Genomic DNA, 22424 nt, shown 5'->3' on the forward strand with positions numbered 1-22424 from the left:
CCTCCTCGCGTCCCGCCCGTCGCGGGAATCGTACAGTCAAGTGTTCGGCAGGCGACCGACGACGCTCGCCGGCGGCCGCCACTCCCCCAAGTGTAGGGGAATCGGCGGCCGGGTCCAACCATTGCGCCGGCAATTTTCCATTTGTTCGCCCTTTGTTCACCGGCGATGTGCAACAATGAGTCTCATGGTTGCACTTAACGCCTCGACGTTCATCTTCGCCGCGTTCTTCCTGCTGGCACTCGGCGCCGTCATCGGGCTGCTCGTCTTCGTCTACGGGCTCGTGGAGCCGTGGCTCAGCCGGCTGTTCGGCGGCGCGTCGGTCCGGGATACCGTCGATGGATGGTTTTCCCGTCGCCGCCGCCGGCTGCACGCCGGCGACGACGATGACGACGACGATTCCGACGACCTGGACGATTCGACGGCGACGCTGCTGTCGATGCTGCCGGCGGCGGCCGTCGTCGTCGACGATGACGACGAGGTCGTCCGCGCGAATCCCGAGGCCTACCGGCTCGGCGTCGTCGTCGACGACGCGATCGGCATCCCCGCCATCCGGGAGGCCGTCGGGAAAGTGCGCGCGAAGGGCGGCCGCATGATGCTCGACGTGACAACCGACACGCCGGAAGTCTTCGCGCACACGGCCGACGACGGCCATGTCGAGAAGACGGCCGTCGCGCCCGACGACGACCAGTCGACGGTCAGCCGGCCGAACTGGCTCAAGGTGACGGTCGGCAGGATCAACGAGCAGTTCGTCGTCGTGCTGCTCGACGACGTCAGCGAGTCGATTCGCTTTCAGCAAACCCGCGACGATTTCATCGAGAACGTCTCGCGCCAGCTGCTCAAGCCGGGCGACGAGCTCAACCGGCTCGCCGACACGCTCGAGGCCGGTCACCTGTCCGAGGAGGAAGTCGCGACCGACGCGCGCGAGGTGCGCCGTGCCACGCTGCACGTCGAGCACATGGTCGCCGACCTGCTCATGCTGATCCGCGCGCAGGAGCCGGTCTCGCCGAGCGACGCGAACCGCATCAACGTCATGGCGCAGGTGAGGGCCGCCATCGACGGCACGCTCGTCGCGCACGCCGCCGCCGAGCGCAACATCTCGATCCACGTGTCCGGCGATGATTCGCTCGAGATTCACGGCGAGCCGTCGCAGATCCGCACGGCGCTCGGCAAGATGCTCGACAACGCCGTCGTCTACTCGCCGGACGGCGCGACGGTCAGCGTCGTCGTCAGCAAGTCGCGGCACGGCCATGACGCCGTCATCCGCATCCTCGACCGCGGCGTCGGCATTCCGGCCGACGAGCAGGGCAGGATTTTCGAACGATTCTTCCGTGGCTCGAACCAGTCCGAGCGCACGAGCGACGGCGTCGGCCTCGGCCTGGCCATCGTCAAGCATGTCGCCCTGACCCACCATGGCACCGTCACCGTCTGGAGCAGGCCCGGCCAGGGCACGACGTTCACGCTGCTGTTGCCGCTGGCAAAATAAATTCAAGCGCCCTGGAAGGGAGCTGGCCGCGAAGCGGCCTGAGGGTCGACCGCCGATGCCGCCGAAGGCGGCGAGAGCGCGCTGGAAGCTGGAAAGTCCCGTAGAACTTGTGTCCTACGGGACTTCTTGCGTTCCAGCGCGCACGCGTCGCTTCGCGACGACGTGCGGTCGACCCTCAGTCGGCTTCGCCGACAGCTCCCTTCCAGGGAGCTTCACTAGTCGACCGTGACGACGATCTTGCCGATGGCGCGGTGGTCCTTGATGGCCTCGAGGCCGTCGAGCAGGCCGGCGAACGGGATGGTCTCGCCGATCATCGGGTCGATCTCGCCTTCGGCGGCGAGCTGCAGCACTTCGGTGGCCATTTCGCCGAGGTCCTTCTTCTGGCGGGGATCGCCGGATTCGTGGGCGCCGCCGAGGTTGACGGCGGCGACCGAGATCGCGTGGGCGAACATGAAGTCCGGATCGATCTTCGGGATGCCGACGATCGTGACGAGCTGGCCGTTGTAGGCGAGCCGGTCGAGGTCCTTCGTCGCCTCCTCGCCGGAGACGGTGTCGACGATGAGGTCGACGCCGTGGCCGTCGGTCAGCTCGGCGATCCTCGCCGTCACGTCGTCCTTCGTGTAGTCGATGACGACGTCCGGAGCGGCCTTCTTCACGAAGTCGAGCTTGCGCGGGCTGACGGTCGTGATGACACGCAGGCCGTGAAGCTTCGCGAACTGGATGGCGAGTGCGCCGACCGAGCCGGCGCCGCCGTGCACGAGCACGGTGTCGACGTTGTTGAGGTTCGGCTTGCGGTTGATCGCCTGGTAGGCCGTCAGCGCGCCGCACAGCAGCGCGGCCGCGTCGGCGTAGCCCAGCGGCTCGGGAATCTCGGCGAGCTCGTAGGTCGGCACGGCGACGTATTCGGCGAAGCAGCCGTCCTTGGCGAGGTTCAGGTGGCCGGCCACGCGCATGCCGGTCTTCCAGCTCGGCTGCACCTTCGAGCCGACCTCGACGATGTCGCCGGCCAGGTCGAGGCCGAGCACGTGCGGATAGGTCCACTTGGCGTTGCCGCCGGCGACGAGTTTCCAGTCGACCGGGTTGAGCCCCGTGGCGCGGACCCTGACGAGCACCTCGTCGTCGGCCGGCACCGGCTTCGGCTGGTCGTCGACGAGCGAGACGGCCTCGGTGAGCGGCTTGCCGACGTCTTCCCGGGATTTGATGACGTATGCTTTCATTTCCAAAAACTTCCTTCCCGACTTCCCCTCACGAGGGAATCAAGGGTTCCAGCGGCCTCGCGAACTCCCACCGAAAACGCTTCGCGTTTTCGACTCCCTCTGAAGAGGGAGTCGGGAACGCCTATTCTTCCTGAAGGCCGAAGACCTTCGTCATGTGGCCAAGATAGGTCTTGTTGGCGACCTTGAAGGCGGCCTTCATGCCGGCGCGGACGAGCGGGTTGACGTCCATGTCGGTGACCGGCTTGCCGTCGCGCAGCTTCGTGGCGGCGTTCATCATGTCGCGGATGTCGTATTCGGAGTTCCAGACTTCCGGCACGCCGCGGTCGACGTCGCACAGCGTGTAGACGGCTTCCATGGCCGTGCGCATCGAGTATTCGGTCGTGAAGATCGTGTCGCGCGGCGTCTCGGCGAACTGGCCGATGAACGCGAAGTTGACGGCGCCGTCGGGCACGACGTCGGGCCGGTCGCCGGCCGTGCGCGGCATGAAGAACGCGTCGATGAACGGCATCATGACCGGCACCGTGTTCGCGGCCTCGCCGGCGAGCGTCTCGATCTGGTCGGTCGGCACGCCGAGATGGTAGAGCCATTCCTCGCAGATTTCCTTGCCGGTGCACTTCTGCATCGGCTTCCTGACGTAGTTGCCCGGCTTGTCGGGGAACAGGCCGTAGACCCACACGGAGATCTCGTTCTTCGGCTGCTTGCGGAACTGCTGCTGGCGGTTGACGGTCCAGCTCATCAGCCAGTTCGAATCCTCGACGGTGACGATGCCGCCGGTCACGGTGTGGCCCGAGAACGGATCGCGATGGCAAATCTTCTCGATATACGGCGGAATGCGGTCGTCGAGCGTCGTGACGGTGGCGCTCATCCACTTCGTCTGCTGCGGATCGTAGATGAACTTATCCGGGTGGCCAAACGACGGATCGACCGCCGCGATGCGGCGCCACATGTCCCAGCCGTTGCCCGGATGAATCGTGTCGTCGAAGCCGGCCGCCTTGTCCTGGCTGCCTTCCGTCGTGTTCTCCACGCAGCCGCCGTTCGTGATGAACACCATGTCGTCGTCGGTGAGCTGGATCGTGCGCTGCTTGCCGTCTTCCGGCGTGTAGATGAACTTGTCGGCGACCTTGCGCACCTGCGTGGACGCCGGGTTGCGCGGGAACATGCCGTTCTTCGCCTCGGCGAGCAGGATCTCGTCCTCTCCGGTGCCGGTCCGCTGGCGCTCGGGACCGTTGCCGCCACCGATCTTGAACGTGACGTCGTCGACCTTCGTGTTGAAGTGGAACTGGACGCCGTGGTCCTTGAGGTACGTCATCAGCGGCAGCACCATCGATTCGTACTGGTTGTAGCGCGTGAACCGCAGCGCCGAGAAGTCCGGCAGGCCGCCGATGTGATGGATGAAGCGGTGGATGTAGCGCTTCATCTCGAGCGCCGAATGCCAGTTCTCGAACGCGAACATCGTGCGCCAGTACATCCAGAAGTTCGAGTTGAAGACCTCGTCGTCGAAGAAGTCGGAGATGCGCTTGTCGTAGCATTCCTCGTCGGTGGCCAGGTAGAGCTTGAGGATCTCCATGCACGCCTTGTCGGACAGGCCGAACTTGCCGTCGGTGTGGGCGTCGCGGCCGCGCGAGCGGGTGGCGCGGCACAGCGAATAGTTCGGGTCTTCCTTGTTGAGCCAGTAGTATTCGTCGAGCATGCTGTGGCTCGGATCCATGATCGACGGCACGTCGCGGAACACGTCCCACATCACCTCGAAGTGGTTGTCCATCTCGCGGCCGCCGCGCATGACGTAGCCTTCGCCGGCGATGAACGCGCCGTCGAGCGCGCCGCCGGGCAGGCTGCCCTTCTCGAACACGTGGATGTTCTTGCCGTCGAGCTGCGCGTCACGGACGAGGTAGGACGCCGTCGTCAGCGCCGCCAGTCCGGTGCCGATGATGTAGGCGCTCTTCTTCTCCATCCCCTCCGGCTTCTTCGGGTGTGCGAACGCTTCGTAGTTTCCAGCGGAATAGTACATGGTTCCCCTCCTGCTTGCCGTCAAACGTTGCGAACACCCCCTATTGTCGAACGATTCCCCCGCCTCAGCCCAGCACGAAACGAAGTGAACAACAAGCAAAAAAGTGATGCCACGAACCCGGGCCGAAAGCCCGGGTTCGTGGCATCACAAGAACCGGAAACGGAAGTCAGATCACTTCTTCTGGCCCTGGGCGGCGACGGCGGCGGCGCCGGCGGCGGCGGCCTCCGGATCCAGGTACTCGCCACCCTTCTTGATCGGCTTCATGTTCTCGTCAAGCTCGTAGACGAGCGGCATGGCGGTCGGGATGTTGACCTTGGCGATCTCGTCCTCGGTCAGGCCGTCGAGCATCTTGACGATGGCGCGCAGCGAGTTGCCGTGGGCGGCGATCATGACGGTCTTGCCGGACTTGAGCTCCGGGACGATCTCGGAATCCCAGTACGGCTGCACGCGGGCGACGACGTCGGCGAGGCACTCGGCTTCCGGAACCGGATCGCCGGCGTAGCGCGGATCGTTGTTCTGCGCGTACTGATCGTTCGGATCGATCTCGGGCGGCGGCGTGGCGTAGGAACGGCGCCACAGCATGAACTTCTCGTCGCCGTACTCCTCGCGGATCTCGGTCTTGTTCTTGCCCTGCAGGGCGCCGTAGTGACGCTCGTTGAGGCGCCAATCACGCTTGACCGGAATCCACAGGCGATCGGCCTCGTCGAGGGCGATGTTGGCGGTGTTGATCGAACGACGCAGCAGCGACGTGAAGACGATGTCCGGCAGGACATTCTTTTCCTTGAGCAGGCGGCCGCCGTTCTTGGCTTCCTCGACACCCTGTTCGGTCAGCGGGACGTCCACCCAGCCGGTGAACTGATTGGTCTTGTTCCATGCGCTCTGACCATGTCGGAGCAGTACTAGTTTGTAAGTCATGGCCAACAGTCTACAGGGCCAAGAAGACGATTGACAGCGCCAATGCCAACGCGCTGAACGACGCCGTCGGCAGCGCCCGCCTCCACTCCTTGTGATGCACGGCGACTATGGCGCGGACGAGCAGCTCTATCGTGAGAATCGTGCCCAATAGCGACAGCATGAACCACACGACCGAGCCGAAGATTTCCGTGAAGCCGGCGACGGCGAGGTTGCACCACGGCAGCAGCACGAGGACGATGACGAGGCCGAGCAGCAATTCGAGGCAGATCCTGCCGCGATCCTCGCCGAGCATGACCATCCCCGTCCTCTTGCCGGCCGCCTCGTCGGCCTCGCAGTCGCGCAGGTTGTTCACCGAGAGCACGGCGACGGCAATGAAGCCGACAGTCGCCGCGAAATACCAGTCGATGAACATCGTCGTGCCGGTCAGCGCATAGACGGTGCCGAGCACGGCGACGAGGCCGAAGAACACGAACACGGCAAGCTCGCCGAACCCGTGATATCCGTACGGATGCCGGCCTCCGACGTAGAACCAGCCGGCCGCCACGCAGCAGGCGCCGACCAGCAGCAGCCACCAGTGTCCGCTGACGGCCGCCACGCCGACGCCGGCGAGGCAAGCGATCGCGGCGTTGCCGGCCGCCGCCGCCAGCACCGCTCGCGGGCTGACGCCGGACGCGACGAGCCGCGGGTAGGCCGCAGCCCGGGATTCCCTGTCGGTGTCGGTGCCGCGAATGCCGTCGCTGTAGTCGTTGGCAAAATTCGCGGCGATCTGCAGGAAGACGGCGACGGCGAGGCACAGCGCGGCAATGGCCCAGAAACGGCCCTCGGCATGCAGGCGGACGGCGGAGGGGGCGAGGTCGGCGAGGCCGACGCCGGCCGACGGCCCGTAGACGGCGCGGGCGTGCGCGAGCGACGCGCCGATGACGACCGGCGCCACGCCGAGCGGCAGCGTCCGCAGTCGCATGCCGGACAAATATTGACGAAGATTCACGCTGCCGATTGTAGCCGCCGGATCGTCACCCGCCAGCGGACTGCCAGAACAACCCAAAAGACGTCACAAACCCGGGCCGAAAGCTCGGGTTCGTGACGTCTTATCGGGTATTGGGAGTACCGACCGGAGTGCCGGAACTCACTCGTGCTCTTCGGAGCCGTCGGAGGACGGGCGGTTGGCCGGGGCGTCCGGATCGGTCGCGGCGTACTGCGGCTGCTCGGGGTTCGTCGGCTCGACGACGATGGCCTCGGCGGTCACTTCTTCCTCGGCGACCGGCTGGGCGGCCGGCTGCTGCTGGGCGGCCGGCTGCGCGTAGGCGCCGGTGTTCTGGACGTAGCCCTGACCGGCGGCCTGCTGCGGCTGCTGCGCGGCGGTACCCTGCTGGACCGGCTGCGGCGCATAGCCCTCGATCCGCTCCTCGCGACGCTCGGTGGCGGCGGCTTCCGGAGCGTAGTCGTTCGGCAGGTACTGGCCGTTCGAGTACTGGAAGCCGATGTTGTCGGCGTACTGCTGCGGCGTGACCGGCGTCGTGGCCGGCTGCGGCGCGTTCGTGTACATCGCGGCGTTGTACTGGAAGCCGACCTGGTTCGGATTGACCGGCGCGGCGGGCGCCTTCTTCGACTGGACCTCGTTGTACTCGGCGACGATCGTGCCGATGAGCAGCAGGATCGCGGCGATGATGATCAGCCATGCGCCGGCCGAGAACGAGTAGGTGTACGTGTAGCCGGTGAGCGACGACGAGGTCGACGATCCGGTCGACGAGCCGCTCAGCATGTACTTGGCGCCGAGTTCGGCGACGGTGTAGATCATCAGGAAGTCGAGCATGATCGTGACGGTCAGCGCCGAGACGTTCTGCTTGATGACGGAGAGCACCGAAACGGCGACGAGGCCGATCAGGATGACCCACGCGATGCCGGTTTCGAGCGTCATCAGGCTCGCCGACGCGGACTGCGTGGTGCCGCCGGTCGAGTAGCCGAAGATCGACGTGCCACCGGTCGTCAGCGTGGCCTGGATGAACGGGACGAAGATGCCGATCAGGCCAACGATCGCGCCGATGATCGTAATCAGCGCGCCGTAGTCGAACTCCTGTCCGGCAACGGTGACGCTACGCTGGCCACCTTGAAAATTTCCGCGGCCCTTGCGTCCCGTGGCGTTCGGCGGCGTCATGCCCGGCGCGCCGGCCGGCTGGCCGCCCTGCATCGGCTGCGCGTAGCGCTGGCCGTCCTGGCCGCCCTGCATCGGCGCGGCCTGCGGGGCCTGCGCGGTCTGGGCCTGCGCGGCCGGTGCGCCCTGCACCGGCTGCTGGGTCGACGCGTCGGCGGTGCCGCTCGCGGCATCGCCCTGCATCGGCTGCTGTGCGCCGGCACCGGCCTGCGGCACCGTCACCGGCTCGATCTCGGTCTGGTTCTCGAAGTCGCCGGTCGGCACGACGGGCTCGGCGGTGTCGCCGGCGGCCTCGTCACTGGTCACCGTCTCGGTCACCGTTTCGGTCTCCTCGACGACTTCGTTCTCGCCATCGGGTCCGGCATTGCGGGTGGGATCGTTCTTGCTGTCCTGATCCATGGCCCCTCCTCCTGAAGTACGAATCGTTCCAAGTTTTCCGCCGGTCGCGCCTGGCGACGTCGGCGGTTCCCTCTTGCGTTACAAGCAACGATAGTGGTTTTCGGCTGGGAAAGAGCTGAAAAACAACGATTTCGGCGAAAAATGGAACGATTCACAGCAAATTGTCAGGAAGCGAGCCCGAATATCACAAGACCCGAGCTCGAGGCTCGGGTCCGTGACATCAACAGGAAGAGATCGGCACAAAATCAGCCGACGAGCGGCTTGACCAGCGGGAACGTGATCGTCTCGCGGATCGTGGCGCCGGTCAGCGCGATCAGCAGGCGGTCGATGCCCATGCCCATGCCGCCGGCCGGCGGCATGCCGACGCCGAGCGCCTCGAGGAAGTCCTCGTCGATGTCGCAGGCTTCCTCGTCGCCGGCGAGCGCGTCCTTGGCCTGCGCGACGAAGCGTTCGCGCTGGACGACCGGATCGTTGAGCTCCGAGTAGCCGGTGGCGAGCTCGAAGCCGCGCACGTACAGGTCCCACTTCTCGACGACGCCCGGAATGGAGCGGTGCGCCTTGACGAGCGGCGACGTCTCGACCGGGAAGTCGCGCACGAACGTCGGCTCGTAGAGCTTGTCCTCGTAGAAGTGCTCCCACAGGTGCTCGACGAGCTTGCCGTGGTTCTCGACGTCGTCGCGCTCGACGCCGAGCCTGTCGGCGATGGCGCCGAGGTGCTCGACCGACGTTTCCGGCGTGATCTCCTCGCCGAGGGCTTCGGACAGCGAGCCGTACATGCTCATCGTCTTCCATTCGCCGCCGAGTTCGTACTCGGTGCCGTCGAGCAGCGTGACCTTCGTCGTGCCGAAGACATCCATCGCCGTCTTCTGGACGAGTTCCTTGGTGAGCGCGGCGATCGTGTCGTAGTTGCCGTACGCCTGGTAGGCCTCGACCATCGTGAACTCCGGGGCGTGCGTGGCGTCGACGCCCTCGTTGCGGAAGTCGCGGTTGATCTCGAAGACGCGGTCGATGCCGCCGACGAGGCAGCGCTTGAGGAACAGTTCCGGCGCGATGCGCAGGTACAGGTCAAGGTCGAACGCGTTCATGTGCGTCGTGAACGGGCGGGCCGCGGCGCCGCCGTGGACGGTCTGCAGCATCGGCGTCTCGACTTCCATGAAGTCGTGCGCCTCGAACGTGTGGCGCAGGCTGGAGACGGCCTTCGAGCGGTTGCGCACCATGTTGCGGATGCGCTCGTCGGCGATCATGCCGATGTACGGCTTGCGGGTGCGGGTGTCCTCGTTGAGTTCCTTGTGCAGCGCCGGCAGCGGCTGCAGCGCCTTCGAGGCGATCTTCCAGTCGTTGGCGAAGACGGACAGCTCGCCGGTCTTCGACGCGACGATCTTGCCGTGCAGGAACAGGTGGTCGCCGAGGTCGACGAGCTGCTTGAACTGCTTGAGCGAGTCGGCGCCGACGACCTTCTTCGAGATCATGCCCTGGATCTTCGTGCCGTCGCCGGCCGACAGCTGCACGAAGCACAGGCCGCCGGCGTTGCGGATGAACAGCACGCGGCCGGCGATGCCGACCTCGTCTTCCGTCTCGGCGCCCGGTTCCAGCGTCAGGTTGCCGTCGGCGTCTTCGTAGCGCTTGCGGACGTTCTCGATGGTGTCGGTCACGTCGAGCGTCACCGGATAGGGATTGACGCCGTCGCGCAGCATCATCGCGCGCTTGGCGACGCGCATCTGCACCTGCTCGGGGTGGCCGAGCGGGCCGAACTCGCCGTTGCTCGGGTCCACGGCCTCGTCGAGCGTCGCGTCGTCGTTGATCTTCTGCGCAATCGCCGCGTCCTGCTGCAGCAGCATTTCGGCGTGCTCGACGGTGCTCATCGTATTCATGAACGTGGCCGTGTCTTCTTCCACGGCCTCGGTCTCTTCGTTGTTCAGATTCTCTTCAATCTGGGATTCTCGGGTCTCGTCCATAAGTTCACAGTGTATCGCCGCGCCACTACCAACCGGACAGGAACGATTCATGCGACCATTTCCCGTTCCGCCAGACGTTACGAATCGTCCCGTTCGCCGCTCGCCGGAAAATTTGTAACGATTCTCGCCCCGGAATCGTTATGAATTATTCCGGTCGTCGCCCATCGGAAAATTTGTAACGATTCTCGCCCAGGAATCGTTACGAACAATTCCAGCCGCCGCCCATCGGAAAATTCGTAACGATTCCCGCCCTCAAATCGTTACAAACAATTCCAGCGGCCGCCCGTCGGAAAATTCGTAACGATTCCCGGCCGCCAAACGTTACAAATTCTTCCGTTCTCCTCCCATCGGAATATCCGTAACGATTTCCGGCCCGCAACTGTTACAGATCGGCCGAATCGTCGTCGATCGGAAAAAATAGAACGATTCTCGCCCAATAATCGTTATCATTTTTTCCGGCCAGCATTCAGCGGAAAATTCGTAACACCCCCTTCGTCGGGATACCCAACCGAACGGCATCAAGTAAACACAACGCAACACGCTGTACAGTTTGACTTGGATTTTCGACAGCTCCACAATGATGGCGCCATTTTGGTAAAGCGCCCTTACAAAGAGGCCTTTTACCACCGTTTTGCAACGCCGCAATGCCATGAATGGCACCGTCCCGGACCGGGCGGAAACACTGTCGCCACAGCAGCTTCGACGATGATGCTCCCGAGGCCGTCCGGAGCGGTAGATGCAATGAAGCACACCAACCACCATCAACGAAGAAGTTGCAATGACCACCACAGAAGCGGCATCCATGCCGAAGTTGAGCAAGGAGATCGAGGACCGGCTGCGGTACCCGAATCCCCAGTGCATCCGCACGAACTGGGTCGACCTCGACGGCGAATGGGAGTTCTATCTTCCGCCATCCTCCTCCCCCGTTCCCGACGGCGCCGGCAACAACGCGCTGTTCGACGACCCGGCGACGCTCGCGGCCGTCAATTCCGTCGAGTTCCCGGAATTCGACCGCACGATCACCGTCCCGTATAGCTACACGTTCCCGAAGTCCGGCGTGAAGGAGCCGGCCTATCATCCCGTTGTCTGGTACCGGCGCGGGTTCGCGCTCGATCCGCGGCCCGCAAGGCGGTACATGCTGCATTTCGAGGCCGTCGACTACGCCTGCGACGTCTGGATCAACGGCCACCACGTCGGCTCGCACCGCGGCGGCATGACACCGTTCATGTTCGACATCACGCCGTACCTGGCGGCACGTGACGGCGACGATTCGTCCGCCACGGTCTCCAACGAGATCGTCGTCAAGGCCGTCGACTTCAACAGGCCCGACCAGCCGCTCGGCAAGCAGTCGTGGAAAGACACGAACTTCGCCTGCTGGTACACGAGGACGATCGGCATCTGGCAGAGCGTGTGGATCGAGGAGGTCGGCGCCACCTATCTCGCCGACTTCGTCATGACGCCGCACGTCGCCGACTCGAAGCTGTCCGTCGACGCCGAACTCGACGACCTGAAGAACGCGTCGCTGCGCTACCGCGTTACCTTCCACGGCGAGCCGGTAGCCGATGGCGCCGTCTCGTTCACCGGCGGACGCGCCCGCTTCGACATCCCGATGCAGGACTGGCACGCCGACACCGGCATCCGCACATGGAGTCCGGAAACGCCGGATCTCTACGACATCGACTTCGACGTCGTCGTCGACGGCGAGACCGTCGACAGTGTCTCGAGCTACTTCGGCATGCGCGACATCTCCGTCGACGACGGCCTGGTCTTCCTCAACGACCAGAAGTACTACATGAAGCTGCTGCTCAACCAGGGCTACTATCACGACGGCGGCCTGACCGGCACGGCGGCCGAAGTCGCCGGCGACATCGAGAAGATGAAGGCGATGGGCTTCAACGGCAACCGCATCCACCAGAAGCTCGAGAGCCACCGCGCGCTCTACCTGTGCGACGCACTCGGCTTCATCGCGTGGGCGGAGTTCCCGAGCGGCTACGAGTTCGGCCCGACTCTCGTCGGCAACATCGAACGCGAGTTGCCGGCCTACCTCGCCAAGCACGTCAACCATCCGGCCGTCTTCGCCTACGTCCTGATGAACGAGTCGTGGGGCGTCTTCGATATCGTCCACAGCAAGCGGCAGCAGGACTTCGTCAACTCGCTGTACTGGCAGGCGAAGGCCTACGATCCTTCCCGCCTCGTCATCGGCAACGACGGCTACGAGCAGGTCATGACCGACGTGTGCACGCTGCACGACTACAACGCCGACGCCGACGACCTGCTGAAGACCTACGAGGGCCGCGAACAGGAGGTCAAGGACGGCGCACCGTCGCCGATGTCCGGCAGGCGGGCGTGCTGCCCCGGCTACCGGCATCTCGACGTGCCGCTGATGATCACCGAATACGGCGGTGTGGCCTACGAGACCGACGGACACCAGTCCGATTCGTGGGGCTACGGCGACCGCATCGCCACGCCGGACGAGGTCGTCGCGCAGATTCGCGCGCTGACGAAGGCCGTCATGGACATCGACTACTGCGTCGGCTTCTGCTACACGCAGACGACCGACGTCGAGCAGGAAGTCAACGGCCTGCTCGACCACGCCCACGACTACAAGTTCGACCCGCAGGAGATCCGCAAGATCATGTTGTCGGGTCAGACCTACGGCTACGTCAAGGTCTGACCCGGACGCTTCCCGCTAGCCGGAGCCTTCCCAAGGCTGCGTCGGCGCCGGCTAGTGGACCGGACATCCCCTCTTCCATCATCACGAACGTGCCGGCTTGCCAGCACGCGGGCGCGAGCTCGCCCCGATGACGGGCGAATCGTTCCATTTTTCCAAACCCAACCCAGAAAAGAACAGAATCATGACCAGTTCAACGACAACGACGTCGTTGCCTGCTCCGTCCGCCAGCGGCGACGTGAGCAACGACCAGAGCAACAAGAACGACAAGGTGACGGTGAAGGAGTACGCGGCGTACTTCTGCTACGGCTTCGGCCAGTGCTTCAGCTACGGCATCATCGGCAGCTTCATCCTGATCTACTACACCGACGTTGTCGGCATCTCGTCGGCGATCGCGAGCGCCATCTTCCTGATCGCCCGACTGTGGGACGCGATCTTCGACCCGCTGGTGTCCGGCTTCATGGACTCCCGCGCGCCGAGGAAGAGCGGCAAGTTCCGTCGCTGGATGAAGATCGCGCCGATCTTCGTCGTCGTCGCGACGATCTGCTGCTTCATCAACCCGGGCATCTCGCTGACCGGCAAGATCGTGTTCTGCGGCGCCACCTACATCCTGTGGGGAACTTGCTATGCGTTCTCCGACATTCCGTTCTGGTCGATGTCGACCGTCATGTCCCGCAACCGCCAGACTCGTACCGACCTGGTGACCATCGCCAATATCGGCGTGTCCGCCGGCATCGGCATGGCCAGCATCATGATGCCGGTCATGCTCGCCCAGTTCGAGAAGAGCCACACGCCGTCGCAGAGCTACCTGATCGCCGTCGCCATCATGATGCTCGCCGGCTTCATCATCATGGAGTTCGGCTACAAGTTCACGAAGGAGCGCGTCTCGGCGGCCGCCAAGGGCGAAAAGCTGACGTTCGGCCAGGTGTTCCAGGCCGCGAAGGCCAACAAGTACATGCTGATGATCCTCGGCGTGTTCTTCCTGAAGTTCTTCATGGAAATGGTCAACAACATGATGGTCTACTTCTTCACCTACAACATGGGTGACGCGGACCTCATGACCGGCTTCGGCCTGATCGGCACGTTCAGCGCGCTGACCTACTTCCTGATCCCGGTGCTGACGCGACGGTACAAGAAGATTTCCATCGTGCGCGTGCTATTCGTCGCCGAGATCATATTCCGTGTCATCTTCTTCTTCGTTGGCTACGCAAACACGGCGCTGACGTTCGTGTTCATCGCCATCACGTGGTGCCTGTACAGCATGAGCAACCCGATCCTGTCCGCCATGCTCGCCGAGACGATCGAATATAGCCAGGTCAAGACCGGCTACCGCGCCGAGGCTGTAGTCTTCGGTGGCCAGACGTTCTCGAGCAAGCTCGCGATCGCGATCGGCGGCGCGACGACCGGCCTGCTGCTGACGTTCCTCGGCTACCAGCCGAACGCCACGCAGACGCCGGAGACGCTCAAGGGCCTGTTCATCATCATCTCCATCCTGCCGGCCCTCGGCGCACTGCTCAAGCTGCTCGTGCTGTGGAAGTTCGACTACACGGAGGATGTCTTCAAGAAGTGTCAGCAGATCCTGATCCAGCGCGGCGCCGCTGGCTACGAAACCTCGTCGGACGACATCCCGTCGGATCCGAAGGACATCCAGGAAGGCATACTCGACGAATAGTCGAACGATTCGCACGATCCTTCCTTCTTCTTGATGTCACGAAACAGAAAAGTACTAATCCCCTGGAAGGGGATCGGCGAGGCGAAGACGAGCCGAGGGATCGACTTACGAAACGTAATCAGTTGCGTTCCGCAAGTCGACCCCTCGCTTCGCGCTGTCGCGCTCAGCGATCCCCTTCCAGGGGATTATTGGTGTCGTATATTCAGTCGGTCACGTAGCCAACCGAGTGACTTGCGTCCATGATCGAGTGGATCTGGGCGGGGGTGAACTTCGGCTGGTGGTTGTGATTCATCAGGCCGTTGACTTCCTGCTCGACGTCGGTGGCCTGCGTGTAGCAGAAGCCGACGCAGTAGTCGATGGTCATGACGGCTTCGGTGAGTGCCTTGATCTCGGCGAGGACCTGGTCGCCGGAGGCCATGCGCGGACCGTAGCCCCACGAGTCGGCGCGCTGGCCGTTGGGTTCGTAGGCGACGCCGCCGTATTCGGTCATCAGGAACGGCACGTCCTGGTGGCTGTAGCCGGGGCAGAACGAGCGGCGGCCCGACATCGGCGATGGCGCGCCGTCCTTGACGTCCTGCTCGTGTCCCTTATATATGGCGGTCAGGCTGGCGGCATTGTCGTTGTAGTCATGGATAGTGCACAGGTCGGTCTTGACCTGCTCGAAGCCGTCGTTGCCGATGGCCAGTCGCGACGGATCGTAGGCGCGCGCCTGCCAGTACAGGGAGTCCACGAAGTCCTGCTGCTGCTTCGAATGCACGATGTCCATCGTGCCCCACGATTCGTTCATCAGGACATAGGCGAACACGGACGGATGGTTGACGTGCTTGGCGAAGTACGCCGGCAGCTCGCGCTGGATATTGTCGACAAGCGCGGGCCCGAATTCGTAGCCGCTCGGGAACTCGGCCGTCGCGAGGAAGCCGAGCGCGTCGCACAGGTACAGCATCCGGTGGTCCTCGATTTTCTGGTGGATGCGGTTGCCGTTGAAGCCCATCGCCTTGAGCGTGGCGATGTCGGCGGCGAACTCGTCCGGCGTGCCGGTCATGCCGCCGTCGGGATAGTAGCCCTGGTTGAGCACGAGTTTCAGGTACGTCTTCTGGTCGTTGAGGAAGACCAGGCCATTGTCGACGGAGATGTCGCGCATGCCAAAGTAGCTCGAGACGCTATCAGTCGTCTCGCCGTCGACGACGACGTCGAACGTCACGTCATAGAGGAACGGCATGTCGGGACTCCACATCCACACGCCGGTCGGCGAGCTCAGGTCCATCATCGGGATGTCGAATCGTGCCCGGCCGCCGGTGCACATCACGCTGCCGGACGTCACCGGCTGGCCGTGGAACGTCACCGTGTAGCGGAGCTGCGCCGGCTTGAGATTGTTGATCGCTGCGTCGACCGACAGTCGGTAGTCGCTTGCGTGCGGCGTCATCGTGAACGATTCGAGATATGTCTCGCCGGCTTCCTCGATCCACACGCTTTGCCAGATGCCGATCGTCCTCGTGTACCAGCAGGCGAAGTTCGTGTCCTTCCACGACTGCTTGCCGAGCGGCTGGTCGGGACGGTTGAAGTCGACGACCTTGACGACGATCTCGTTGGACGACTTGGCGGAAGAATCGTCCGAAGCGTTGACAGCGCCGCTGGCTGACGCAGTCAGGTACGGCGTGACGTCGAAGGCGAACGGCGTCATGCCGCCGCGGTGCGAGCCGACGTGGTGGCCGTTGATCCAGACATCGCAGGCGTAGTCGACGGCCTCGAAATGCAACAGGTAGCGCTTGCCAGGCCGGACGGCGAGACCGAACGACCGGCGGTACCAGACGACCGGATGGTAGGCGTCCTCGCTGACGCCGGACTTCGGGAACGTGTAGCTGTACGGCACGGTGATCGTGCGGTCGAATTCCGGAAACTCGACGGAATCGGCGGCCGCGAGCGTCGCCGGATCGGTGTCGAGAGCGTTGTTGCCGGGATGCTCCGGCAGCGTCGCCGAGGCCGGCGGGATATGGAAATCCCACTGGCCGTCAAGATTGACCCAGTTCGTGCGCACGCACTGGGGATTCGGATACTTGAGCCGCTCGGCGATCTCCGGAGGAATCGTCGGCGCGGCTGCCGCTTGCGTAGTGGTCATGGCAACTTCTTCCACGATGAGGTGTGTCTTGCTGTTGCCATTGTGCACCTTATATATATGTTTCTCCCGCGGCGGGAAATGGGAAGGAAACGGCAAAGACGTCACAAACCCGGGCTGCAAGCCCGGGTTTGTGACACGACAGACAGGATTGACACTTACTGCATCACCTTGTCGTACTGCGTCCTCACTTCATATTCGAGGTCAGCATGGTCCTGTTCGAGCACCTTGAAGTGGGCCCGGGCGCAGTCGATCTTGGATTGCTCCTCGGGACGAGTGGCGACCACGCCGTTCTTGCCACCCTTCGTCTCGACGACAAAGTACAACCGCTTCTCGCCGTCCTTCTCCTCGACATATGCCCAGTCGGGGTTATAGGAGCCGAATGGTGTGTCGACAGTGAAGCTGTCGGGCAGTTTCGTACAGAACAAGATGTTGTCGGCACGGTCAAGCTGCTGTGCAAACGGTTGTTCGACGGTTACCGAGTCGTACACCACGTAGTCGTAGAGCCACTTTTCCAGGTTGCTAGGAGGAAATGCGTTCTGCCCCCGGTATCCTTTCATGTCCTGCGACCACAGGATATCGGGCGTATACCATTCGTCTTCGGGAAGCTTGGTATATACGATTCCCCGCGGCAGCACCACGCGCTTGGCTTTCTTGATGCACGCTGTCACCTGCGTGAGGAACGTGACCGGATCGATCGCGAACTCGTCGAGTCGTCCGCAGTCTTCCAGAATGCGCTTGAGCGTGTGCCTCGTCAGTCCGACAACGTCCTGCAATTCCTTGATCGGATCAGGCAGCACGTATTGGGATTTTTCCGGCGTGGTGACAACAGACATTCGGGAGTCGCTGGTCGAGATGCCAGCATCGTCGATGTCGAGCGTGGACCGGTAGCTGTGGATCTCGACCGGACGAATCTTCTCCATGTTCTGGATGTTCTCGATCGACTGCCGGATGAGCATCTCGCTGTCGACATTCAGTTCGAACTTGGTACGGGGACGGATGCGGTCCCACAGTTCCTGGAACGCACGGCTTTCCAGCGCCTCATCGTTGACCTTGACGTCCACTTCCTCGGCCTTGTTCTTGATCTGGATCTTGGCCGCCTTGTGGATGATCACCTGCTCGATCTGGTCGCGCATCGGCTCGAACTCTTCGGGAAGTTCGAGGTCTCCTTCCTCCGTCTTCTCTTTCAGTTCGGGAGTGATCTCGCCTTTCTCAGTGATGAGTTCGCGCTTCTTGAAGTCGTCGTACAGTGCCTTCGACTTGTCGAAGCCGAGCAGCTGTTCGGTTGTCTCGCCATGCTCGTCCACCAGATACAGATTGGTGAACGATTCGGGCGTGAGGACGCCGAACTTGAATCCAGCCTGTTCGAACTCGGACTGCAGCCCCTTGGCGAAGTCACTGTAGGATTCGTTGGCCACGACCGTCAGCGTGTTGACTTCCGGATCGAAGCATCGCTGGCCATGCTGGTTCACGCACAGGCGCAGGCCACGGCCGATCTTCTGACGCTTCGTCATCGTGTCCTTGGTCTCCACGAGCGTGCAGATCTGGAAGACGTTCGGATTGTCCCAGCCCTCCTTCAGGGCGGAGTGACTGAAGATGAACGAGTAATCCTTGTTCTTGTCCTTGCCGTCAGGGAGCGAGATCAGGGTTTCCTTCTCGCGCATGATGAGCTGGAACGTGTCGGTATCGGCTGCCGTCGTGCCGCTGGTGTCCTTCAAGCGATGCTTCTTGTCCTCGGAGAAGTAGCCGGTGCGAACCCTCTTCGGATCCTCGATCAGAGCAATACCAGCTTTCTCGAACCGCCGCTTCCACTTGGCGCTCGTAACGAGATCGCGGTATTCCTCGTCGAACATGCGGGCATATTCGCCGTCGACGATAGCGTCGTCCTCATAGTCGCGATACTTGGCGACCTTGTCGATGAAGAACAGCGATAGTACCTTGATGCCGCGTGGTTCAAGCGACAGCTGAGCCTCGAGATGGTCCTCGATAGTACGGCGAATCTGGGCACGCTTGACGAGCGTTTCCTCCACGTCACCTTTCGCCTCGCCAACTTCCAGATATTCTCCATTCTGGAATTCAATCGATTCCATCCCGGAAGTCGTGTCTATGTTGCTGACAATCCATCCGGCCTCGTAGTCGACGTTGTCGCCGCTTCGTTCGTACAGGTCCTGGCCGACCTTGACCTGAATGCTCTTGCGCTTCTGGCCGCCGTCCTTCTGCTTGACGTCCAGCGTCACCTTCGCGCGGAACGGATCACGGCTCACCGAATCGAGACGGATAAAGGCACCGTTGAGGTTTTCCTCGGACAGCACCGAGTCCACGCAAATGCCCTTGACCAGGTGCTCCTGAAATGCGTCGACCGGCGTCAGCCGGTACACCATGTTGTAGCGTTCCTTGTGCGTGGCCGAGTAACGCAGCACATACAGCGGATTGAGACTCCTGATCGCCTTCTTGGCCTTGGGAGTATTGTCGACACTCTGCGGCTCGTCGATGATGACGATCGGCTTGCATTCGGCGATCAGTTCCTGGGGAGAATGACCGCCGGACAGCTTTTCACTCCTGCGATGGAACAAGTTCGACTTGTCATCGTCACCGTTCTTGTCGAAAGCCTTGTTGAACGCGCCGATGTTGATAACCATCACTTCGACTGAGGAGCGTATAGCAAAATTGTCTACGGTACTCATGTTGCCGGAATCGTATACGAAGAAGTCCAATGGTACGCCGTCATAGAGCATATTGAAGTGATCCTTCATCGTTTCGAAGGATTTTTTCACACCCTCACGGATGGCGACAGATGGCACAACGATGACGAATTTCGTCAAGCCGTAGCGTTTGTTGAGCTCGTAGATCGTGCGGATATACACGTAGGTCTTGCCCGTGCCCGTTTCCATCTCGACGGTGAAGTCACGCAGACGACCGTCGGTCATAACCTTGGTTTTAGGCAGGCAGCCGCGTTCCTGCACGGCATGAAGATGGTCGGTAAGGATCTTCTCGGATACACGCAGGTCATTGGCGAAGCCGATGCGCATTCCCGATTCTTCTTCATCTACACCTTTCATCCAGCCTTCGGTAATACCAGCTGTGAAACGAGATGCATGGAATTGTTGGTCTTCGAACAAATCGGCAACGGCATTTACCGCGTCCAGCTGGTACTGCTGGTTGCCGGAGTACTGAAATTTCAACGCCATGTCATACCGTCCTCAGTTCGATGGCCTCGCCATCACCCGAACTACGGCTAAAAATGGCTTCGGCGTTCAGCTTTAGGTTATCGTCCAACACGGAATCGAGCATCAGCACGCGCCGCGGCCGGTCTTCCAATGTGGCGATATGCTCCAGCACGGAGACCGTTAGCCCCTTGTCCATACAGCAGATCAATTCGCCTCTGGCCACTGACCAGCAAGTGTAGCCGTCAATATCCAGCGTCTCGATGGGCAGCGACAGGTCGAGGCCCCACTTGAGCATGACTTCGAACAGGAGGTCCTCGTTCGAGCGTCCTTCTTTCACCATGTCGTCGATCAGTAGGATTTCGTCGGATGACTCAGGAGCCTCCAAATTCGAGGAATCCAGTGTCAACACGCGGAACCCGATGTCGGGCACCGTCTTCACGTCACCATCAAGCGACGGTTGGCGATTGGCTTCCTCGATCTCGTTCTTGATCTTTTGGCCGGCGCGGCGAATGCGTTCCTCGCCAAGTTCACAGATGGTCCCATATCCATCCTTCGCGGCTTCAGACTGATCGGAACACGCTTCGGGGAGCTGCACCATAATGAAGCGTCGTCTTCCGCCATCTTCTGTATTCAATTGCATCATGGCATCAGCCGACGAAGCAGAACCAGAAAAGAAATCCAATGTTACGTCGTTTCCCGCTACTCCGCACAACTTAGCGCATCTAACAATGAGTTCAGTCGGCTTAGGCGTGTCGAAAATATTGGTTGTCCCAAACAGTTCCTTCATCTCGGCTTTCGTTTGCCTCATTGCAGGGAGGTCGTTCCATATGGTCATCCAAGGTTTCGTGGGATTATCTTTCGCATATTCACGAGTATAAGGAATCCATTTACCGTTTCTCTGCTCCCAAACAAGTTCATCTGCTTCTTGCAGACGACGGACGCTTTCCAATCCAGCAGCCCAGCACCCCTCTTTTCCATCTTCCCTAATGGGCCATACTTCAGTACCGTCTGGAGCTGTAAGAGGGTAGAACATGGTGGGTCTATCTGACCTCAAACTATTTTTCCCATTCTTTCGCAATAATCTATCGCGCCAAAATCGACCATTTTCATCAGGGCCTTTATATGCATTGACTATTTCAGGAGCGTCCCGTTGCATCAAATCAACATTTCTTGCATCTTTGCAATACGCAAGTACATATTCATGATCGGACGTAACTGAAACGTGGTTATCATTTGGACTATCTACTTTGCGCCAAATAAAGCAAGCGATGAAATTCGACGGCCCAAAGATATCGTCAAGCAATTTCCGAAGGTTGGTTTGTTCACCGTCATCAATGCTGATAAAGATAACACCATCATCGCTTAGTAGTTCTCGCGCTAGTCGGAGTCGAGGATACATCATGCTACACCAAGCAGAATGGAACCGGCCATCCGTTTCGGGATGTGCTTTACTTTCCTGACCGGTCTGCCGCTTGTAGTTCTCGATCGGGTCACCGAACTTGTCATTGTAAACGAAGTCGTGGCCCGTGTTGTACGGCGGGTCGATGTAGATCATCTTGACCTTGCCATGGTATGAGCGCTGCAGCAACTTCAATACTTCGAGGTTGTCGCCTTCGATATAGAGGTTCTTCGTCGTGTCCCAGTTGACGCTCTTGTCCTTCTGCGGACGCAACGTAGCCGTCGACGGTGTCTGCGACTGCCGGATGGCGTCATGCTTGCCAGGCCACGTAAACGCATAGCGTTCCGGCCCGTCGTCGACCTCGTCGCCGAGGATCTCGCGCAGCTTGTCGAAATCGATGTGGCCGTCCTCGATAATCTCCGGAAATAGTTGCCCAAGCTTCTCGATGTTCTCCCGCACGATGTCGGCCGATTCCAACGACAGCCTAGTCGGTTCCTCAGTCATGGCATAGCTCCTTGATATGGTCCACTAGAATTTGCGCTTCTTCTTTTTTACTCGCTTCGAGCACGCGAATCTCGGCTGACTCGCCAATAGACAGGTCCTTGTTCCGGCGTCTGGACTGCAGGTCGACGATTTCCCTATCCAGTCGCTTGAACTGCAGGAGTTCCTGCCGCATGACAGCACGCTGTATCCCGTCCGACTGCGGTATGAATCCAAGAAATGATCGCGCATCGGCAAACAGCACGGCGTCCTGCATGGCGGTGACAAAGTCGAGCAGGTCGTGTTGCGATAACTGAGGATACCGGAATGTCTGCCAGAACGGCATGGCATCCTCGCTAGAGGAACGCGGCAACTCGATCGTCTCCACGCGTTCGAGCACAACAGCACTCTCTTCGGCCAAGCTCTTGCGCTTGAGACCGACCGACACCATGCTCCGGTTGCCGGGTTCATCCACCTCGATTAGCAGGACAGTCGGATTCGGGAACGTACGATGCAGGATCGTCACAATGTCATTTGTCCGCTGCCACGAGTTCAGCAGACAGGATAAATAAAGCACGGCCTGAATGTCATGGTCTTCGTCGACATGGGCCGGGATGCCGGTATTGGACTTGGCCAGCGTGGCAAAGCTGTGCAGTTCCCGGAGGTTCCCGAGCGTTTTCTGTTGCTTTTTCGACAGGGCGGCATGCGCCACGATTGCCGTCTTGGGAATGCGCCTGCCATCCAACGCCGTCTCCGGTAGTTCAAGATAATTATTCCATGCAATCGTCATGAA

Annotated in this window: 13 protein-coding genes; 3 read left to right on the forward strand and 10 right to left on the reverse strand. The window is 61.4% G+C overall.

All coding sequences use genetic code 11. From position 1 onward, the window contains the following. The first annotated feature begins 184 nt into the window (after window positions 1–184). Entirely contained in the window at window positions 185–1483 is a 1299-nt protein-coding gene (locus F6S87_RS02890) for a sensor histidine kinase (RefSeq protein ID WP_163227130.1), read from the forward strand. A 215-nt stretch (window positions 1484–1698) separates the two neighbouring features. Here F6S87_RS02890 and F6S87_RS02895 read toward each other — a convergent pair whose 3' ends face one another. The 6 genes from F6S87_RS02895 to lysS form a co-directional block, all read right to left on the reverse strand. Continuing rightward, entirely contained in the window at window positions 1699–2700 is a 1002-nt protein-coding gene (locus F6S87_RS02895; protein ID WP_163227131.1) for a zinc-binding dehydrogenase, read from the reverse strand. A gap of 121 nt (window positions 2701–2821) precedes the next feature. Next, window positions 2822–4708, reverse strand: coding sequence for an oleate hydratase (locus F6S87_RS02900; protein WP_163227132.1), 1887 nt, complete (start codon window positions 4706–4708; stop codon window positions 2822–2824). A 171-nt stretch (window positions 4709–4879) separates the two neighbouring features. Beyond that, a complete protein-coding gene (locus tag F6S87_RS02905) occupies window positions 4880–5623 on the reverse strand; it encodes a phosphoglyceromutase (protein ID WP_163227133.1) in 744 nt (247 codons plus the stop codon). A 10-nt stretch (window positions 5624–5633) separates the two neighbouring features. Next, window positions 5634–6584 (reverse strand): 1,4-dihydroxy-2-naphthoate octaprenyltransferase, encoded by a 951-nt coding sequence (menA, locus tag F6S87_RS02910; RefSeq protein WP_163227134.1) that lies wholly within the window; start codon window positions 6582–6584, stop codon window positions 5634–5636. 165 nt (window positions 6585–6749) lie between these two features. After that, window positions 6750–8174: a DUF4064 domain-containing protein gene (locus tag F6S87_RS02915; RefSeq protein WP_163227135.1), complete on the reverse strand. Its 1425-nt coding sequence runs from the start codon at window positions 8172–8174 to the stop codon at window positions 6750–6752. 245 nt (window positions 8175–8419) lie between these two features. Then, window positions 8420–10129: a lysine--tRNA ligase gene (gene lysS, locus F6S87_RS02920; RefSeq protein ID WP_163227136.1), complete on the reverse strand. Its 1710-nt coding sequence runs from the start codon at window positions 10127–10129 to the stop codon at window positions 8420–8422. A gap of 778 nt (window positions 10130–10907) precedes the next feature. Between lysS and F6S87_RS02925 the strand changes: the two genes are divergently transcribed. Together F6S87_RS02925 and F6S87_RS02930 are read left to right on the forward strand one after the other, a co-directional pair. Continuing rightward, window positions 10908–12803 carry a glycoside hydrolase family 2 protein gene (locus F6S87_RS02925; RefSeq protein WP_231129312.1) on the forward strand — a complete coding sequence of 632 codons (1896 nt, stop codon included), beginning with the start codon at window positions 10908–10910 and terminating at the stop codon, window positions 12801–12803. A 181-nt stretch (window positions 12804–12984) separates the two neighbouring features. Continuing rightward, complete coding sequence (locus F6S87_RS02930) at window positions 12985–14472, forward strand: MFS transporter (protein WP_163227137.1); 1488 nt, start codon at window positions 12985–12987, stop codon at window positions 14470–14472. Window positions 14473–14674: 202 nt separating this feature from the next. Here the strand turns inward: F6S87_RS02930 and F6S87_RS02935 are convergent, their stop codons facing one another. From F6S87_RS02935 to F6S87_RS02950, 4 genes are all read right to left on the reverse strand, one after another. After that, on the reverse strand, window positions 14675–16588 hold the full coding sequence (locus F6S87_RS02935) for a glycoside hydrolase family 2 protein (RefSeq protein WP_163227138.1): 1914 nt from the start codon (window positions 16586–16588) through the stop codon (window positions 14675–14677). Between the two features lie 155 nt (window positions 16589–16743). After that, a complete protein-coding gene (locus tag F6S87_RS02940; RefSeq protein ID WP_163227139.1) occupies window positions 16744–19773 on the reverse strand; it encodes a restriction endonuclease in 3030 nt (1009 codons plus the stop codon). A 1-nt stretch (window position 19774) separates the two neighbouring features. After that, window positions 19775–21655, reverse strand: coding sequence for a site-specific DNA-methyltransferase (locus tag F6S87_RS02945; RefSeq protein ID WP_163227140.1), 1881 nt, complete (start codon window positions 21653–21655; stop codon window positions 19775–19777). Continuing rightward, window positions 21648–22421, reverse strand: coding sequence for a DUF4391 domain-containing protein (locus F6S87_RS02950; RefSeq protein WP_163227141.1), 774 nt, complete (start codon window positions 22419–22421; stop codon window positions 21648–21650). Before F6S87_RS02950 ends, F6S87_RS02945 begins: the two co-directional genes overlap by 8 nt. Between the last annotated feature and the right edge of the window lie 3 nt (window positions 22422–22424).

It is taken from the genome of Bifidobacterium choloepi, assembly GCF_010667615.1.
In the GTDB taxonomy this organism is placed as follows: Bacteria; Actinomycetota; Actinomycetes; order Actinomycetales; family Bifidobacteriaceae; genus Bifidobacterium; species Bifidobacterium choloepi.